The 15,722-nt window shown below is 75.2% G+C and carries 16 protein-coding genes; 6 read left to right on the top strand and 10 right to left on the bottom strand.

Going from position 1 to position 15,722, the window contains the following annotated elements; genetic code table 11:
- Positions 1-89: 89 nt before the first annotated feature.
- From ACZ7JZ_RS18795 to ACZ7JZ_RS18785, 3 genes are all read right to left on the bottom strand, one after another.
- Positions 90-572: a hypothetical protein gene (locus tag ACZ7JZ_RS18795; protein WP_470940388.1), complete on the bottom strand. Its 483-nt coding sequence runs from the start codon at positions 570-572 to the stop codon at positions 90-92.
- A gap of 113 nt (positions 573-685) precedes the next feature.
- Positions 686-1,573, bottom strand: coding sequence for an AraC family transcriptional regulator (locus ACZ7JZ_RS18790; protein ID WP_470940385.1), 888 nt, complete (start codon positions 1,571-1,573; stop codon positions 686-688).
- A 145-nt stretch (positions 1,574-1,718) separates the two neighbouring features.
- The gene (locus tag ACZ7JZ_RS18785; RefSeq protein WP_470940382.1) at positions 1,719-2,900 is read right to left on the bottom strand and encodes a S8 family peptidase; all 1,182 of its coding nucleotides are present in this window, start codon (positions 2,898-2,900) and stop codon (positions 1,719-1,721) included.
- 363 nt (positions 2,901-3,263) lie between these two features.
- Here ACZ7JZ_RS18785 and ACZ7JZ_RS18780 point away from each other — a divergent pair, with 363 nt between their 5' ends.
- Entirely contained in the window at positions 3,264-3,713 is a 450-nt protein-coding gene (locus ACZ7JZ_RS18780) for a protease inhibitor I9 family protein (RefSeq protein ID WP_470940379.1), read from the top strand.
- A gap of 50 nt (positions 3,714-3,763) precedes the next feature.
- Here ACZ7JZ_RS18780 and ACZ7JZ_RS18775 read toward each other — a convergent pair whose 3' ends face one another.
- On the bottom strand, positions 3,764-3,952 hold the full coding sequence (locus ACZ7JZ_RS18775; RefSeq protein WP_470940376.1) for a hypothetical protein: 189 nt from the start codon (positions 3,950-3,952) through the stop codon (positions 3,764-3,766).
- A 161-nt stretch (positions 3,953-4,113) separates the two neighbouring features.
- Between ACZ7JZ_RS18775 and ACZ7JZ_RS18770 the strand changes: the two genes are divergently transcribed.
- Positions 4,114-4,599, top strand: a complete 486-nt coding sequence (locus ACZ7JZ_RS18770) for a helix-turn-helix domain-containing protein (protein WP_470940373.1) — start codon at positions 4,114-4,116, stop codon at positions 4,597-4,599.
- A 295-nt stretch (positions 4,600-4,894) separates the two neighbouring features.
- Here the strand turns inward: ACZ7JZ_RS18770 and ACZ7JZ_RS18765 are convergent, their stop codons facing one another.
- Positions 4,895-5,170: a hypothetical protein gene (locus tag ACZ7JZ_RS18765; protein ID WP_470940370.1), complete on the bottom strand. Its 276-nt coding sequence runs from the start codon at positions 5,168-5,170 to the stop codon at positions 4,895-4,897.
- 101 nt (positions 5,171-5,271) lie between these two features.
- On the opposite strand from ACZ7JZ_RS18765, the gene ACZ7JZ_RS18760 reads away from it, so the two are divergent.
- Together ACZ7JZ_RS18760 and ACZ7JZ_RS18755 are read left to right on the top strand one after the other, a co-directional pair.
- Positions 5,272-6,147 carry a hypothetical protein gene (locus ACZ7JZ_RS18760; RefSeq protein WP_470940366.1) on the top strand — a complete coding sequence of 292 codons (876 nt, stop codon included), beginning with the start codon at positions 5,272-5,274 and terminating at the stop codon, positions 6,145-6,147.
- Positions 6,148-6,362: 215 nt separating this feature from the next.
- The gene (locus ACZ7JZ_RS18755) at positions 6,363-7,259 is read left to right on the top strand and encodes a DUF4184 family protein (RefSeq protein WP_470940363.1); all 897 of its coding nucleotides are present in this window, start codon (positions 6,363-6,365) and stop codon (positions 7,257-7,259) included.
- 21 nt (positions 7,260-7,280) lie between these two features.
- On the opposite strand, the gene ACZ7JZ_RS18750 is transcribed toward ACZ7JZ_RS18755, so the two are convergent.
- Positions 7,281-7,793, bottom strand: a complete 513-nt coding sequence (locus tag ACZ7JZ_RS18750) for a hypothetical protein (protein ID WP_470940360.1) — start codon at positions 7,791-7,793, stop codon at positions 7,281-7,283.
- A gap of 432 nt (positions 7,794-8,225) precedes the next feature.
- On the opposite strand from ACZ7JZ_RS18750, the gene ACZ7JZ_RS18745 reads away from it, so the two are divergent.
- Both ACZ7JZ_RS18745 and ACZ7JZ_RS18740 read left to right on the top strand, forming a co-directional pair.
- The gene (locus ACZ7JZ_RS18745; protein ID WP_470940357.1) at positions 8,226-9,194 is read left to right on the top strand and encodes an ABC transporter substrate-binding protein; all 969 of its coding nucleotides are present in this window, start codon (positions 8,226-8,228) and stop codon (positions 9,192-9,194) included.
- A 334-nt stretch (positions 9,195-9,528) separates the two neighbouring features.
- Positions 9,529-10,191: a deoxynucleoside kinase gene (locus tag ACZ7JZ_RS18740; protein WP_470940354.1), complete on the top strand. Its 663-nt coding sequence runs from the start codon at positions 9,529-9,531 to the stop codon at positions 10,189-10,191.
- Between the two features lie 23 nt (positions 10,192-10,214).
- Here ACZ7JZ_RS18740 and ACZ7JZ_RS18735 read toward each other — a convergent pair whose 3' ends face one another.
- The 4 genes from ACZ7JZ_RS18735 to ACZ7JZ_RS18720 form a co-directional block, all read right to left on the bottom strand.
- The gene (locus ACZ7JZ_RS18735; RefSeq protein WP_470940661.1) at positions 10,215-10,652 is read right to left on the bottom strand and encodes an ArsR/SmtB family transcription factor; all 438 of its coding nucleotides are present in this window, start codon (positions 10,650-10,652) and stop codon (positions 10,215-10,217) included.
- A 187-nt stretch (positions 10,653-10,839) separates the two neighbouring features.
- On the bottom strand, positions 10,840-11,214 hold the full coding sequence (locus ACZ7JZ_RS18730; protein WP_470940351.1) for a hypothetical protein: 375 nt from the start codon (positions 11,212-11,214) through the stop codon (positions 10,840-10,842).
- A gap of 146 nt (positions 11,215-11,360) precedes the next feature.
- Complete coding sequence (locus tag ACZ7JZ_RS18725) at positions 11,361-13,340, bottom strand: protein kinase domain-containing protein (protein ID WP_470940348.1); 1,980 nt, start codon at positions 13,338-13,340, stop codon at positions 11,361-11,363.
- 225 nt (positions 13,341-13,565) lie between these two features.
- Complete coding sequence (locus ACZ7JZ_RS18720) at positions 13,566-15,683, bottom strand: DUF11 domain-containing protein (RefSeq protein ID WP_470940345.1); 2,118 nt, start codon at positions 15,681-15,683, stop codon at positions 13,566-13,568.
- Positions 15,684-15,722: the final 39 nt, after the last annotated feature.

The raw sequence follows: 15,722 nt of genomic DNA, 5'->3' as shown, positions 1-15,722 counted from the left end.
CCACCCCTTGGCTGCGGCCGCGTCCGCGAAACGGACCTCCCAATGACCTTCGGGAGCAGGTGGTGCAGCGCGGTCGCCGCGGCCCGCGGTCATGCGAGGGTCCGGGGGTCGGGTACCTGTCCGTAGTCCTCGCCGTGGTCATGCGTCAGGGCGGCCAGCAGATCCGGGTCGGAGTAGACCTCGGCCGTGTGCTGCCAGGCGATGAGCAGCTGGGCCACGGAGGCACTGTTGCCGAAGGAGTCGGCGGCCCTCATGGTGTCGACGAGTTCGACGGCGAAGGCGTGGAGGTCCGGCTCGGGCAGGAACCGGACCCACGGGAAGGCGTCCGGCAGTATGCCGAGGAGCAGTTCGGTGCTGCCGGGCTCACGGCGCGCCATCGCGGCCAGCATCCGGGTGGCCGCCGAGACGACGGTCTGGTCCTGCTCGGCACGCGCCGCAGTGGTGAGGACCAGGTCCTCGCCGTCCCTGCGGTGCAGGAGCAGTCGTGGCGACTCCTTCAGGCGCGCCAGCGTCTGCTTGTTCTTGTTCACCAGCTCGGAGAAGTTCACGGCTGCATGCTCGGTACCTGCCATGAGTTTGAAACTACTTCGAAAGTGGCGGTTACGCCATCACCCCCAAGGAGGGTGCACTCGTGCGGGCGGCCGCCCGGTGGTGGGCGGGCGGCCGGGAGGGGGGTGGGGGTGGGTCAGGAGGGTTCTACCGGGAGCCAGAGTTCGCAGGTGGCCGTGGTGAAGTCCGGGGTGCGGTCGAGGACGGCGACTATCGAGGGGCCCGGGCGCAGGCGCCACGGGTTCGAGGGGAACCAGTCCGTGGCGGTGGCCGCCCAGGTGGTCTGGAGGGTCTGCGGGTGGGGGCCGCTGGTGCGGAAGACCGCCCACGTGCCCTCAGGGACCTCGATGGCGTCGAGGTCGGCCGGGGCGGGCGCACCGGGGTCCACGGCCACGCCGTGGAGGTACGTCAGCTCGCTGCCCTCCGCAGCGTCGGGGTCGAGGTCGTCGCTGACCTGGAGCAGGCCCGCGGGCGCGGCGCCCCCGGGTGCGGCGGCGGCGCCGAGGTCCTTGAGGCGCTGGTGCTCCCCGGGCGGCAGGGCGGCGATGTGCTGCTGGATGTGCGGGTTGACTCCTTCGTGGACGAGCGGGACGCGGGCGGCGTGGCCGACCAGGCGGAACGCGGGCCGGTTGACGAGTCGGGTGTCCATGGGGGTGCTCCCTTCGACGGTCAGGCGGAACCTGAGCCGGGTCTGTGTGCGCAAGGGGCCCCCGTCGCGGCGCACGTCACCGGGTCCGGCCCCGTGGACCGCCCGGAACGCCCTGCCGAACGCCTCCGTGGACCCGTACCCGTGCCGGACCGCGATGCCGAGCAGGTCCCGCTCGCCGCGGACCACCTCGGCGGCGGCGACGGTCATCCGCCGTCGCCGCACGTACTCCGAGAGCGGCATGCCCGCGAGGGACGAGAACATCCGCCGCAGGTGGTACCCGGTGGTGCCGAGCGCGGTTGCCAGGGCGGTGACGTCGGGTTCCCCGGCGAGGTCCTCCTCGACGAGGTCGACCAGCCGGTTGAGTGCCGAGATCATGGGGCCGCCTCCTTTCGGCTCCCACCCTGGCAGGGGAGGCCCGGGCCCCGCCCGATCGCCGCGGACCGGTCCGGTCGGATCGGTCGGACCGGACCGGACCGGACCGGGTGCCGCGGCAAGGGGCGGGGCAGGGGGGGCGGGGCGGTCAGAGGCCGCTGGTGAAGAGGAGCTTGTCGGGGCCGTTGTCGCTGAGGTTCTGGACCACGTCCTCGGTGGCCTCGTTGCGCAGGAAGTTCGCGACCTCGGCCGGGCGGGCGTTGGGGTGGGCGGCCTTGTAGAGGGCGGCCGTGCCGGCGACGTGCGGGGCGGCCATGGAGGTGCCGTCCAGGGCGATCGTGCCGCCGCCCAGGCGGGCGGAGATGATGTCCTGGCCGGGGGCGTAGAGGTCGAGCAGCGTGCCCCAGTTGGAGAAGTCGGTCTCCTGGTCGAAGCGGTTGGTCGCGCCGACGGTCACGGCGTTGGGGGTGGAGGCGGGCGAGACGAGGCGGGCGTCCCGGTTCTCGTTGCCCGCCGCGACCACCGGCAGCACCCCGCGGTCGTACAGCGCGGCGGTGGCGGTGTTCACCGGCTCGAAGCGGTCGCCGCCTACGGAGGCGTTCAGGACGGCGGGCTGGCGGGCGTTGGCGGCCACCCAGTCCAGGCCCGCGATGATCCCGGCCCAGGAGCCCCGGTTGTCGCAGCCGAGCACGCGGACGCTGACGAGGCTCACCTTGTGCGCCACGCCGGTGTTCGTCCCGCCGACCGTGCCCGCGACGTGCGTCCCGTGGCCGTGGCAGTCCTGGCCGTTCCGGCCGTCGCCGATGGCGTCGAAGCCGAAGGTGGCGCGGCCGCCGAACTCGGGGTGCGCGTAGTCGATCCCGCTGTCGAGGATGTACGCCGTCACGCCCTGCCCGCTGGTGTTCGGGCTGAAGGCGTTGTCGAGCGGCAGCAGCCGCTGGTCGATCCGGTCCAGCCCCCAGGAGGCGGCGGGCGCCTTGGTCGCGATCCCGCTCGCGGGCGCCGGCGGGCCGGTGACCTGCGCGTCCTGGGTCACGGACAGCACCCCGTGGGCGTGGCGAACGGCCTTGAGCTGCTTCTCGGTGAGGGTGGCGGCGAAGCCGTTGAGCGTGGCCCCGTACGTGAACTTCGGCTTGACGTCCGCGGAGCGGGCGACGCGGCCGGGGTCGGCGGAGTCGGCGAGCGTGACGATGTAGCTGCCGGGGATGGCGTTCGCCGAGGTGTGCAGCGGGGCGGGCGGCGGCTCGGGGGTGTCGGCGGCAGCCGTGCCGGCGGCGACCGGGGTGACCGTGAGGAGGGTGGCTGCGGCAAGACGGGCGAGCAGGTGCACGGAAAGGCTCCTGGGGAGGGAGGGTCGGGTGGTGCGGAGCAGGCCGCCGGCGCGGGACGGAACCCGACGCGTACGGCCCTCCCTTGCATCGGGCGCCCCGGCGGCCCTGCTTGAACCGCGGCCCCCGCCCGGCGGATCGGCCCGCGGGCCCGCCGGTGCGGCGGGCGCGGCGGACCGCGGAAAGGATTCGCCTCCCGGGCGGCGGGGCCTGCGCCGCGTCCCGTACGGCCGGACGGGGCGGCCCGATTCCACCCGTATGGTCTGCCGCCGTCTCAGGGGGCGCGCGGCGGGCGGGGCGGGCGTGCTCCCGCCTCACCCCCGTACGTCGTTGACGGGCCGTGCGGCACGTGGTGGCCTCCCCCCATGCCCCACGACACACCGGCCCCGGCCGCCCCCGCCGCCTCCCCCTTCTCTGCTGCCGCCGCTGCACTGGTGTGCGCAGCCGCCGCGTTCTCCCTGTGTGCGGCCGCCGGCCCGGCCGGGGCAGCAGCCGCACCGGCGCAGCCGCCCCCGGCGTCCGCGGCCGGTTCGGCCCTGGACTCGGCCCGCTCAGCCACCGACCGGCCGGACAGCCCCGCGTACATCGTCACCGTGCACCGGGACCTCGACCCGGCCGCCGTGGCCGCCCGCGTGGGCGCCACCCCGGAGCACGTCTTCCACACCGTCCTGCACGGCTTCTCCGCCCGCCTCACCCCCGCCCAGGTCGCGGCCCTGCGGTCGATGCCGGGCGTGGAGTCCGTACAGGAGGACGGGGGCGCCACGGCCTTCGGACCCGCGACGGCGTCCGGGCCCGCTGCCGGGGGAGCGGGGTGAGGGCGCGGGCCCGGCCGCGGGGCTGCTGAGGGCGGTACGGCGGCTGCCGGTCAGGCGGGGTTCGGCTTGCCGGGGTTCGGCCGGGGGTGCGGTCGGGGGGAGGTCCGGGCGGTCAGGAGGAGGGTGAGGCCGCAGGCGGCGACCACGAGCGAGCCCGGTCTGGCGGCAGCGGCCAGCCCGGCGGGGGCGGCGTCCGCCAGGAGGCCGCCGGCCAGGGCCGCACCGAGGGCGGCGCCCACCTGGCGGGCCGTGGAGGTGATGGCGCCCGCGACCCCGGCGCGGGACGGCGGCAGGCCGCCACGCGGATGCAGGCACGGACGAGGAGCTCGCGGAGCTCCTCGCCGGCATCGGCCCCCGCCTGCGCGAGCTGCGGCGCGGGCGCGGGCTGACGCTGGAGGCGGTGGCCGCGGACACCGGCATCTCCGTGAGCAAGCTGTCCCGTCTGCAATCGGGCCTGCGCCGCCCCGCCCTCGAACTGCTCATCCCCCTCGCCCGCCTCCACCGCGTCGCCCTGGACCAGCTCGTGGCCGCTCCGGCCACCGGCGATCCGCGGGTCCACCTCGCCCCCCGCCGCGGGAGCGCGGGAGCGTGGTCGTCCCGCTCACGCAGTACCCGGACCGGTTGCTTCAAGCAGGTGCTGGCGCACCGGGAACCGCGGCTGGTCACCCCTGCCGGGTACGAGTGGCTGTACGTGCTCGCCGGTGAGCTCCGGCTGATCCTGGGCGAGCGGGAGAGCGTCCTGCGGCCGGGCGGGGTGGCGGAGTTCGACACGGCCGAGCCCCACTGGTCCGGTCCGGCGGGACCGGGGGCGGTGGAGATCCTGCACCTCTTCGGCCCGCACGGCGAGCAGCCGGTCGTACGTACCGGTCGGCCGCCGGGTCCCTGACCTTCCGACGGACGAACGGACGGGAGGACGAACGGGCTGACGGGCTGACGGCGCTGCGGAAAGGCGAAGGGCCCGCCGCGCGGGGGCGGGCGGCGGACCCTTCAGTGGCCGGCACAGGGGAGAGCGGGTGGGGGCGCCGGCCGGCCCCCTCTTGGTGGTGTGATCACGCTACGCCGGGCCTGGCCGGAAGAACACCCCCTGGGATGGCTTGTTTTAGATGTTCTTCTGGTCGAGGGCGGCCGGACGGCGCCGCCACCCGGCCACGCCGCGGATTCCGCGGCGGTGCGTATGGATTTCACGGCGCGCCCTGCGGGTCGGTGCTGCGCGGGCGGTCGTCCTCCACCGTGAGGACGAGGTCGGCGGCGATCTCCACACCGACCCACCCGTGCCTGCCGTCGGCGTGGTGCAGGGCGTCCCGCACGACCCGCTGGAGCACCTCGGTGGGGAGGGCGGGGTGGTCGCGGCCGACCCCGAAGTAGCGGTCCGGGCAGGCCCGTACGTGCGCTTCGGATGCGGAGGGTTCGAGGGGGACGGCGGCTTCCGGGCCCCCGCCGTCCGTGCCGCCGTCCATGTGCGCCCTCCCCCAGCCGGTCGCTGCGGGTTTTGCCCGGGGCGGTGGTCGACCTATGTTGCCGGTACGACTACGTGTGCGGCGCGACGGGGGAACGGGTTGTGATCGAACGGGTGCTGGCGCTCTACCCCGGCCGCTACCGGCGGGAGTTCGGCGAGGAGATCCGGCAGGGGTACGAGGAGGCGACGGCGGGGGCGCCGCTGGCCGAGCGGGTGCGGGAGGGGGCCGATATCGCCGCCCACGCGGTGCGGGTCCGGTTGGGGCTGACCTCCGCCTCGCGGGGCGGGCGGACCGCGGCCGCCGCGGCACCGCTCGCGCTGGGCGCCGCGGCGGCCGTGTGCGGGCTGTACGCGACGCGCTGGTGGGTGGGATGGGCCTCGTCCCCCGGGCCGTGGCCGCTGGAGGCGGACGCCTGGGCGGGGCTGCTGCTGTGCGCGCTCCTGGTGTGCTGCGCCGCGGTCGCAGCGCTGTCGGGGTGGTGGCGGTGGGGCGCGCGGGCCGCGGCGGCGGGGCTGGTGGGGTACGGGGTGTCCGCCGCGGCCAGCGGACCGGCCTTCGCGGACCCGGTGGTCACCCCCGCGGCCTGCCTGCTGACGGCCCTGGTCGTCCTCGCCTGCCCGCCGGACCTGAGGCCGGCCCGCGGGTCCCGGACCGCGGCCGCGGCGCGGATCATGGCGGCGGCGCTGTGGCTGCCGCTGACGGCCGTGTACACGCACTCCCTGCCCGCCGTCACCACCGACTACGGCCTCTGGCCCGCCTGCGTCACCGCCCTGACGGCCGCCGTCCTCGCCCTGCGTCAGCGGGACTCCGGCGCACCCGGGTTGGCGGCTCTGGCCCTGGCCTGCCCGCTGCCGCTCGCCCATGCCGCCGCGGTCGCGGGCCGGCCCGCCGTCGCGGCCGCGGCCTTCGCCCTGGCCCTCCCCGCCGCGGCAGCGGCCCGGATGCTGTCCGTCCGGCTCCGGGCGGGGCGCGGCTGACACGGGCGCGGCGGGGCGGGGGTTCGGGGGCTGCGGGGGTCCGGGTGCTGCGGCCGGGGTGCGGTCCGGTACGACGTACCCGTACCCGTGCACGGACAGACCGGCGGCATCATCGACTTCCGATAGTCAGGTGACCGGCATATGCTGTGCTGCGACGCACGCCCCACGAAGTACAGCGCCCGGTCGCCTGAGCGAGAAGCGAGCCCCAGCGAGCCATGCCGTTCACCCTGTCCCACCCCGCCGCGGTCCTCCCCCTGATGCGCCGGCCGTTCAACGCGGCCGCCCTCACCGCCGGCGCGCTCGCGCCCGACCTGCCGTACTTCGCGGGCAGCGCCCTCCCCCTGACGGTCACGGCGCAGTCCTGGTACGAGCCGTTCCTGAACGCGACGACCTCCCACTCCCCCCTCGGTGTCCTCACCGTCGACCTGCCGTACGGACTCGCCCTGTTCGCCTTGTGGTGCGCGGCCCGCCGGCCGCTGGCGGCGGCCTTCCCGGGGGTGTCCGCACCGGACGGGCGGGACGGTGCGGGCGCGCAGGGCCGTACGGGGACGCGGGCGGTCCGGGTCTGGTGGGTGCTCGTCTCGCTGGTGCTCGGGGCGGCGACCCATCTCGTATGGGACTCCTTCACGCACGGGGACGGGTACGTCGTCTCGCAGGTGTCCTGGCTCGGCGCCACGGCGGTGGGCAGCCTGACCTGGGCCCGGGTGCTCCAGCACCTGAGCACGGCGGCCGGGCTGGCGGCCCTCGCCGTCCACTTCTGGCGGCGCCGCGGCGGCTCTGCGCGGACGCGGCGGACGGCACGGACGGCACACACGGCCCCGGCCGGCGGCACCCGGCTGCGGCGTACGGCGCTGGGCTGCGGTGCGCTCCTCGTCGCGGCCGGCGGTACGGCCAACGCCCTGCGCTGGTACGGCGCCGCCGAGGGGCTGTCCGGCGGGCAGGTCGCGGAGGGCCTGCTGTCGGACGCGGCCAAGGGCGCGGGCGCGGCCGCCCTCGCGGCGGTGGCGCTGTACACCGTCGCGTGGTGGGTGCACCGGGCCGTCGCGGCCGGGCCGGGAGGCGGGGAGCGGGGCCGCGGCGCCGGTGGCCCCGCGGCCCACCGGGACGCGTGAGCCCGCCCGGCCCCGGGCGGGCTACGGTCCGGTGGGAAACTCCCCGGCGGGAAACTCCCCGGCGGGGACGGTCCAGCCCGGCTCGTCCGGGAAGTCCGGGGTGACGGAGCCGGCCGCTCCGAATCCCGAGGCGGCGAAGAAGACTCCGACGCAGGTGAAGACCACCAGCGCCACGACGGCCAGGCCGTCCGCCGGCGCCGGGCCGGGCGAGGCGTCCGCCGGCACGGCCCGCTCGGGGCGCCCCGGCAGGTAGCGCACCGGTACGAAGTCCCCCACCACGCTGAGCCGCCCCGCGGCCATGCGGGCCCGGACCTCGCGGCCGTCGGCGGTCTCGAAGCCCACGATCTGGTAGCGGCTGCTCTCGCTGCGACCGTCCGAGGAACTGCGGTGGACCATGAAGGTCTCCAGGCAGCGGCCCTCGGCGAGCAGCCCCTCCCGCAGGGTCCGCCGGCGCTCGGCCAGCCTGAGTCCCATGACGACGATCATCACGACGCCGACGCACGCGAAGAGGGCCCCCAGCGAACCGAAGACCACCCCGAACGTCTCTCCCCCAGGAAACAACGCACACCCCCGTGAACGGGCCGCTCCGCCCTGGCCGGCGGCTCGGCTAACGACCGTAAACCTATCGTGAGCTGCGAAGAGAGCTATGGGTAGGGGCTGCACTTCGAGGACCTGGTCCGGGGGATGGATGGGTACGGCGCTCGTCGCCCTGGCCGACGCCGGCACGTTCTCCGGGCCCGGGATGCGGCTGACCTGGTCGACCTGTACGAGGCCGCGTGCCGTGCCTCGGTGCCGGGCGGCTGGCCGGGGGCCTGGAGCTCGGCGAGATCGTCTTCGCCGCGTGCCTCCGCGCCGAAGACGGGGAGGGGGAGGGGCCCTTGCGCGGGCCGCGCCGCGGATTCAAGGTGGGGGCGGAAATCCGGACGGGGTCCGGAGAGCCTGGAGCCTGGCGAGGGGGCGGGTCTTATGACAGCTGCTGGAGCATGGCGGTTCACGGACGACCGGGGTGTCGGCGCGACGGTGGCGGGCCGCGGGCCGCTGCGGGTGGCGGCCTATGTGAGGGCGGGGGCCGCACTGTGGGACCTGGGCGTGCGCCCGGTCGCGGTCTACGGGTCGGGGCACGACGGGGCCGGGCTGGACCCGGCCAAGGCGGGCGGGCTCGCCGCCGCCGGGATCCCGTACGCCGGGGCCGGGGAGGCCCTGGCGGAGGAGGTGCTGCGCGGTGCGCGGCCGGATCTGGTCGTGGACGTGACGTACGACGGCGCGCGGCCGTACGCGCTGCCGGAGGGCGCGGCGGAGCGGCTCGGCGTACCGGTGGTGGCGCTGTCCGTCGGCGGCGGGCAGCCGCTCGCCTCGATCCTCGACCGGTTCGCGGGGCTCGCCGCCGCACTGGGCGCCGGGGAGCCGGGCGCGGGTGGGGACGCGGACCCTGGTGTCCGTACGGGTACGGGTGGGGATCCGGATGCGGATGCGGGCCCCCGTACCGGTACCGGCTCCCGCTCCGGTGTGCTGGCCGGGGCCGAGGCCGCCGTGCGGGCGGCGGCGGCCGGGGCGGAGCCGCTGCGGGTGCTGGCGCTGTCCCCGGCCGGGCCGGACCTGGCGTACCTGGCCCGGCCCGCCACCTGGCCGGACCTGCACCGGCTGGCGGAGCTCGGGGTGCGGTTCGTCGAGCCGCCCGCGGGCGGCGGGGTGAACTGGGCCTCGGCGGGCTGGGAGGAGGCGGCCGCGCTCGGCCCCGATCTCGTCCTGGCCGACTGCCGGGCCAGTGCCGCGCAGCCGCACGATCTCGCGGGGGCGGCGGGCTGGCGCGCCCTCGCGGACCGGGCACCCGTCGAGGCCTGGAACCCGGAGGTGCCGTGCAGTGCGGCGGCCTGCGCGGCCTTCTTCGCGCGGACGGCGGAGGCCCTGGAGCTGCTGCGCGCGAAACGCCGCTGAGGTGCGGTCCGGGCCGGGCGGGTGTGCGCCGCCCGGCCCGGGCGGCGGAGGGTGCATCGTCATTTAGGATTCTTGTCGGCCGGAGGGGCTGCGGACGCTGTGACGAGCAGCGGAGCACCGCTCCCGGCCGAGACTGCGCAACGGCCGGCCACCGGCCGCACGGGCCGCCGCTCGGGAGAAGAGCGGCGCGTGCGGGGACCCCGGTCCGGCCGCGACCGCAGGACGCTGATCATGGAGATCCCGGGGAGTCGCCCGACCACCGGCGTGCGTCTTCGTGTGCGGGATGCCCGGCAGACCCGCACACGAACAGAAGACCCCCAGGGAGAAGAGAGGTATGCCAGTGATCTGCGTCGGAGGCATGATCGGCATCGGCAAGACGAGCGTGGCCGAGCTGATCGCCGCGGAGCTGGGCAGCGAGGTCTTCTACGAGAGCGTGGACGACAACCCCATCCTCCCGCTCTTCTACACGGCGAGCCCCGAGGAGATCCAGGCCAAGCGCTACCCCTTCCTGCTCCAGCTGTACTTCCTGCAGACGCGGTTCGCCTCGATCAAGGAGGCGTACAAGAAGGGCGACAACGTCCTCGACCGCTCCATCTACGAGGACTGGTACTTCGCCAAGGTCAACCACGACCTGGGCCGCATCAGCTCCCTGGAGATGCAGGTGTACGAGGGCCTGCTCGACGAGATGATGCGCGAGATCGACGGCCTTCCGTACCGCAAGGCGCCCGACCTGATGGTCTACCTGAAGGCGGACTTCGAGACGGTGCTGCACCGCATCGGCCTGCGCGGCCGGGACTTCGAGCAGGACGAGGGCCTGGTCGAGTACTACCGGACCCTGTGGTCCGGCTACGACGACTGGGTGCACAAGCACTACTCGGCCAGCGAGGTCCTGGTCGTGGACATGAACAACACCGACGTCGTGAACAACCCCGAGGACGCGGCCCGCGTGGTCCAGGAGGTCAGGGACGCGCTGGCGGAGGTGGCCGGCCGGGCCTGACCCGGCGCGTACGCGGCGCGGCCTCAGGGGATCCTGTGCGCCGGGACCGCGGCGGCTCTGGCCGGGACCGGGGCGGCTCCGGCCGCCGGGGCCGGGGGGTCCACCGGGTACGGGTGGTGGTGGTCCTCGGGGGCGTCGGACTGCCGGAGCTCGGCGAGCAGCTCGGTGCGGCCGGCCAGCATCTCGGTCAGGATGCGGCGGGCCGCGCGCAGCAGGTCGGCCACGTCGCCGCCGGCGAGGGCGTAGCTGACCGTGGAGCCCTCGCGGGTGGAGACCACGATGCCCGAGCGGCGGAGGACGGCGAGCTGCTGGGAGAGGTTCGAGGCCTCGACGTCGATCTCGGCGAGGAGGTCGCGCACGGGCATGGGACCGGCCTGCAGCAGCTCCAGGACCCGGATGCGGACCGGGTGCCCGAGCATGCGGAAGAACTCCGCCTTGGCCTGGTACAGCGGTACCTGCATGCCCACGTGTGCTCCTGCTGTCTGCCGGGTCGCGACCGGGACCGGGCGTACGCCGGGCCGGTCCTCGGTCTTTCCCCCATCGTCGCGTCCCGCCGGACCACGCATGCCCGCAGTTGGCCAGATTTGGATCTGCCGAATTGAAGAATTCTTCAATTCATGGGCATGCGCGGCCCCGTGCGAACCGCCGTCAGACCTCCAGCGAGGACTCGATGCGCCGCAGCTGGTGGCGGGCCATGGCCAGGTTGGACCGCTCCTTGTCCAGGACGAGGTACAGGAACAGGCCCGCTCCGGTGCTGCCGCGCAGCAGCCGGATCAGGTGGTACTGGGTGCCGAGGGTGATCAGCAGGTCCTCGATGTCGTCCCGCATGCCGAGCATCTCCATCGTGCGGACCTTGGCCCTGATCACGTCGGTGTTGCCGGCCGCGGCCACGGACAAGTCGAGGTCCTTGCCGCCGCCGAGGGTGCCGAGGGCCATCCCGCTGGTGTAGTCCACCAGCGCGACCCCCAGGGTGCCCTCGATCGAGGTCATGGCCTCCTTCAAGGAGACTTCCACGTTCGCCATGCTGTCCACTCCCTTGTTCCGCTGTTCTGTGCTGTGGGCCCAAGCTATTGAGCGCAGCCACGGATGGGTGCGGAATACCGAAAGAAGACGGAAAACGATCGCCGCCCGGCCCCGCGGGCGGCGGCTGCCCGGCGCTGCGGCCCCGGCTACGGGATCCGCCACTGCTGGGCCCTGTTGCCGGACTCGCAGGGCACGACGGTCAGTTGGCGGCCGGCGCCGTTGGCGGTGAGGCAGCCGCCCTGGAAGGCGATGTCCTTGATGTAGTACGCCTTCGAGGACGCGACCCGCTCCAGGTTCCACCACAGGCCGCCGCCCGCGCCGCCGAGTTCGACGCGCGTCGTGTCGCCGAAGTGCGTGAGGGCGCGGGCGAGGGGTTCGCCGCCCGCCGAGCAGACGCGGAAGGACTCGTAGCTGCCGCGCTCGTACACCCAGCCGAAGGCGGTGGTGCCGCCCATGACCACCTTGGTGCCCGGGTCCCGGCTCGTGGAGCCGAGGCCGACCTTGAGGCCGTCCCCCACGTTCGTGATCGCGCCCCAGACGGCTCCGCCGCAGCCCTTCGGCGGCCCGGCGGCGGGTCCGGAGCCGCCGCCCGCGCCGCCGGAGGGGCTGCCGCCGTCGCCCGGGGGTTCGGCGGGTGAGCTGCTCGGCGCCGGGCCGGCGGTCGCTCCGCCCGAGGCGCCGGAACTGCCGGCTCCGCCCCCGGGGCCGCCGGGGGCGGAGCCCGTACCCCCGTCCTGGCCGCCGGCGGGGTTCTGCGCGGCGGGCGGGACGGAAGAGCCGGGTGAGGTGGACGAGCCGGGGGAAACGGCTGCGGTGCCGCCGGTCGGGGCGGTGGCGGGGGGCGCCGCGCCGCCGGGGGTCAGCGGAGCCACCGAGGCCGGCGGCTGCGCCCCCGCCCCCTGTGCGTCGGCGTCCTTGGCCCAGGGCGCGACCTGGAGGACGGTGACCGTGACGGTCACCGACACCGTGACGGAGACGGACACGGCGACGGGGACGAGGGCCCCCTTCGGTATCCGCCCCCGCAGCCGCCGCCACCGGCCCGGCGCGGCGGGGACGGCGGCGGGCTCAGCGACGGGGACGGCGGCGGGCTCAGGTGCGGGTACGGCAGCGGGCCCGGAGCCACCCGACCCGGGCAGCCCCTGCCCCTCCCCCGGCACCTGTCCCGGGCTCATGACCACGACCGGACCGGCCGCGGCTCCCCCGGCACCACCCGCGCCACCTGCATCCGCCTCCACCCCCGCACCCGCACCGCCCCGTGCCTGTGCCCCCGCCCCGGGCTCGTCCAGCAGGTCGCGGCCGGACGCCGCCCGGCGGGCCGCGGCGGCCATGACCGAGGCGTCGGCGTACCGCTCCCCGGGGTCCTTCGCCAGGGCGCGGGCGACGAACTCCCGTACCGGTCCGGGGAATCCGGCGGGGAGGGCGGGGGCGGGGTCCCGTACGTGCTTCAGCGCGATCTCGATCACCGAGTCGCCGGTGAACGGCGGCTCCCCGGTGAGGAGTTCGTAGCAGACCACGCCCATGGCGTAGAGGTCGGAGGCGGTGACGGCGCCGTGGCCCTCCGCCTGCTCGGGGGCCATGTACAGGGCCGTGCCGAGGATGGCGCGGGAGTCGGTGATGCTGGTGGCGGCCGCGCTGGAGCGGGCGATGCCGAAGTCGGTGACGGTCACCCGGCCGTCCTCGGCCACCATCAGGTTCGAGGGCTTGATGTCGCGGTGGGTGACCCCGCCCAGGTGCGCGGTGTGCAGGGCGTCGAGGGCCTGGGCCGCGATGTCGAGGGCCTGCGCGGGCGGCAGCGGGCCGGTACGGGTGCGCAGCTCGCCGAGGGTGCGGCCCTCGACGAACTCCATGACGATGTACGCGACCCGTTCGCCGGAGGGCAGCACGGTCTCGCCGTAGTCGTGGACGTCCACGATGCCGGGGTGGCTGAGCGAGGCGAGGACGGTGGCCTCGCGGCGGAAGCGGGCGGCGAATCCCGGGGCGTCGAGGAGGGCGGGCAGCAGGACCTTCACCGCGACCCGGCGCCCGAGCACCCGGTCGTCGGCGCTCCAGACCTCGCCCATCCCCCCGCCGCCGACCCGCTCACCGAGCGCGTACCGGTCCCCGAGCACCGTGCCCCGTCCCCACATGCCTGCTCCCCCACTCCCCCGAGTTCCCCACCACCCGCCTGCACGGGCACCGGGAGGCCCCGCACAAGTACGGCCCGGCACAGGGTACTTGGGGGCGGCTCCTGTTCGCCGGATCGGGCGGCTCCAGCGCCTTCGCGGCGTACGGGCGGTGGTGAAGCGGCCGGCCGCCGGAGCTCGGGCTCCGGCGGCCGGCCTGGTCGGGGGCGGTCCCGCCCGCGTGGGCGGCTACGGGGTGGTCTTGCCGACCTCCAAGTCCGCCGTCGGGTCCTTGACCGTGCCTCCCGGCGGGCCGGCGGCCGCGCTCGTGTTGTTGGCGGGGCGCGGGTCGGCGGTCAGCGAGGACACGGTGGCGGTGTTGCGGATGTCGGAGCCGTCGCCGGTGTAGGCCGGGTCCAGTTTGACCTTGATGACCCAGGTCATGGAGGCGCCGGGGGCCAGGCGGGGCAGCGGGCCGCAGGTGACCGTGCGGCCCGAGGTGCAGGTCGGGTCGCCGGATACGAAGGTCAGCGCGGTCGGCAGGGTGTCGGTGACGGTGACCTGGTCGGCCTGGGAGGGGCCGTTGTTGACCACGGTGAGGGAGTAGTCGAAGGTCTCGCCGGGGGCCACGGGCGCGGTCTGCACGGGCTTCTTCGTGAGGGCGAGGTCGGCGGCCGGTTCGGCGACGTGCCCGCCGGGGACGGTCGCGGTGTTCTTGTCGTTCTCGCTCGCGGGGTCGATGTTGTCGGCCGTGACCTCGGCGGTGTTCTTGAGGTCGCTGCCGTCCCCCTTGTACGCCGGGTCGACCTTGACGGTCAGCAGGTACTCGACGGTCTCGCCGACCTTGAGGGGCGCGGTGCGGCGGCAGGACACCAGGTGTCCGGCGACGGTGCAGCCGGCGGGCGAGGAGGCCACGTACGACAGGCCCTCGGGGAGGTTGTCGGTGAGCTTGACGTTGAAGGCGTCCGCGGAGGGGCCGTTGTTGGTGATGCGGATGCGGTAGTCGAAGTTCTGGCCCGGCACCGGCGGGGTGGTGCCCACGGCCTCCTTGGTGACGGCGAGGTCCGCGGTCGGCTTGTTGACCTTGCTGCCCGGCAGGCCCGCGGGGCTGCTGGTGTTGTTCTCGGGCCTGGGGTCCTTGGTCGTCGAGGTGGCGGTGGCGGTGTTGCGGATGTCGGAGCCGTCGCCGGTGTAGTTGCTGTCCAGCCGTACGGTGAACCGCCAGGTCCGGGAGGCGCCCGGGTCGAGCACGGCCACCGGCCCGCAGCTGACCGTGCCGTCGGCGGCGGTGCAGCCGTCGCGCGAGGACACGAAGGCGAGCTGGGCGGGGAGCTTGTCCGTGACGGTGGTGTCCACGGCCCGGGAGGGGCCGTCGTTGGTGGCGGTGACCACGTACTCGAAGGTCTGGCCGGGGGCGATCACCGTGTCGTCGGCGGTGCGCTTCGCGGCCCACACGTCGGCCTGCGGGACCGTCACCCCGCCCGGCGGGAGCACCGGCTGCGAGGTGTTGTCGGCGGGCTCGGGGTCCTTGGAGGCGGAGCTGGAGGTGGCCGTGTTGCGCAGGTCGGAGCCGTCGCCGGAGTAGGCCGGGTCCAGCTTGACCTTGAAGGTCCACACGACCTCGCCGCCGGGTACGAGGCGGGCCTGCGGGCCGCAGGTGACCTTGCGGCCGGACGCGGTGCACGGGTCGGCGGAGGAGACGAAGGTCAGCGGGTCGGGCAGGGTGTCGGTGACGGTGACGTTGCGCGCGTCGGACGGGCCCTTGTTGACCGTGCGGACCTCGTACTCGTACTCCTGGCCGGGGACGGTGGGCCCGGACCCGAGCGGGGTCTTGACGGTGGCCAGGTCGGACACCGGGTCGAAGGGGCCGGGGGGCAGCACCGGGTCCGGCTTGTTGTTGCCGGGGTCGGGGTCGGTGGCGTCCGAGGTGCCGGTGGCGCTGTTGCCCAGGTCGGAGCCGTCGCCCTGGTAGGAGGGGCTCAGCAGGGCCTGGAAGTGCCAGCTCTTGCTCTGGCCGACCGCGAGCTGCGGCTCGGGCCCGCAGGTGACGGTCTGCTCGACGGCGGTGCAGCCGTCGGAGGAGCGTACGAAGGTCATGCCGGCCGGCAGCTTGTCGGTGGCGGTGACGTTCCGGGCCACCGACGGGCCCTTGTTGCGGGCGGTGAGGGTGTACGTGATCGGCTCACCCGGGGCCCGGGCCGCGTCCGGCGCGAGCGTCACCTCCACCGTGCCGCCGGTCCGGGAGACGGCCGCGGGGGCCGCGGCGGGGACGGCGGCCGCCTGCGCCGGGGAGGCCCACAGGGCAGCCGTGCACAGCAGCGGGGCCAGGGCCCCGACCGCCGGCCACCGGCCTGGAGTCGTTCTCATCGCGCATCGTTCCGTTTCGTGCGGTGGGGAGGGGGTGGG

It is taken from the genome of Streptomyces sp. NPDC038213 (assembly GCF_055600495.1).
This window is presented reverse-complemented; position numbering and strand designations above follow the sequence as displayed.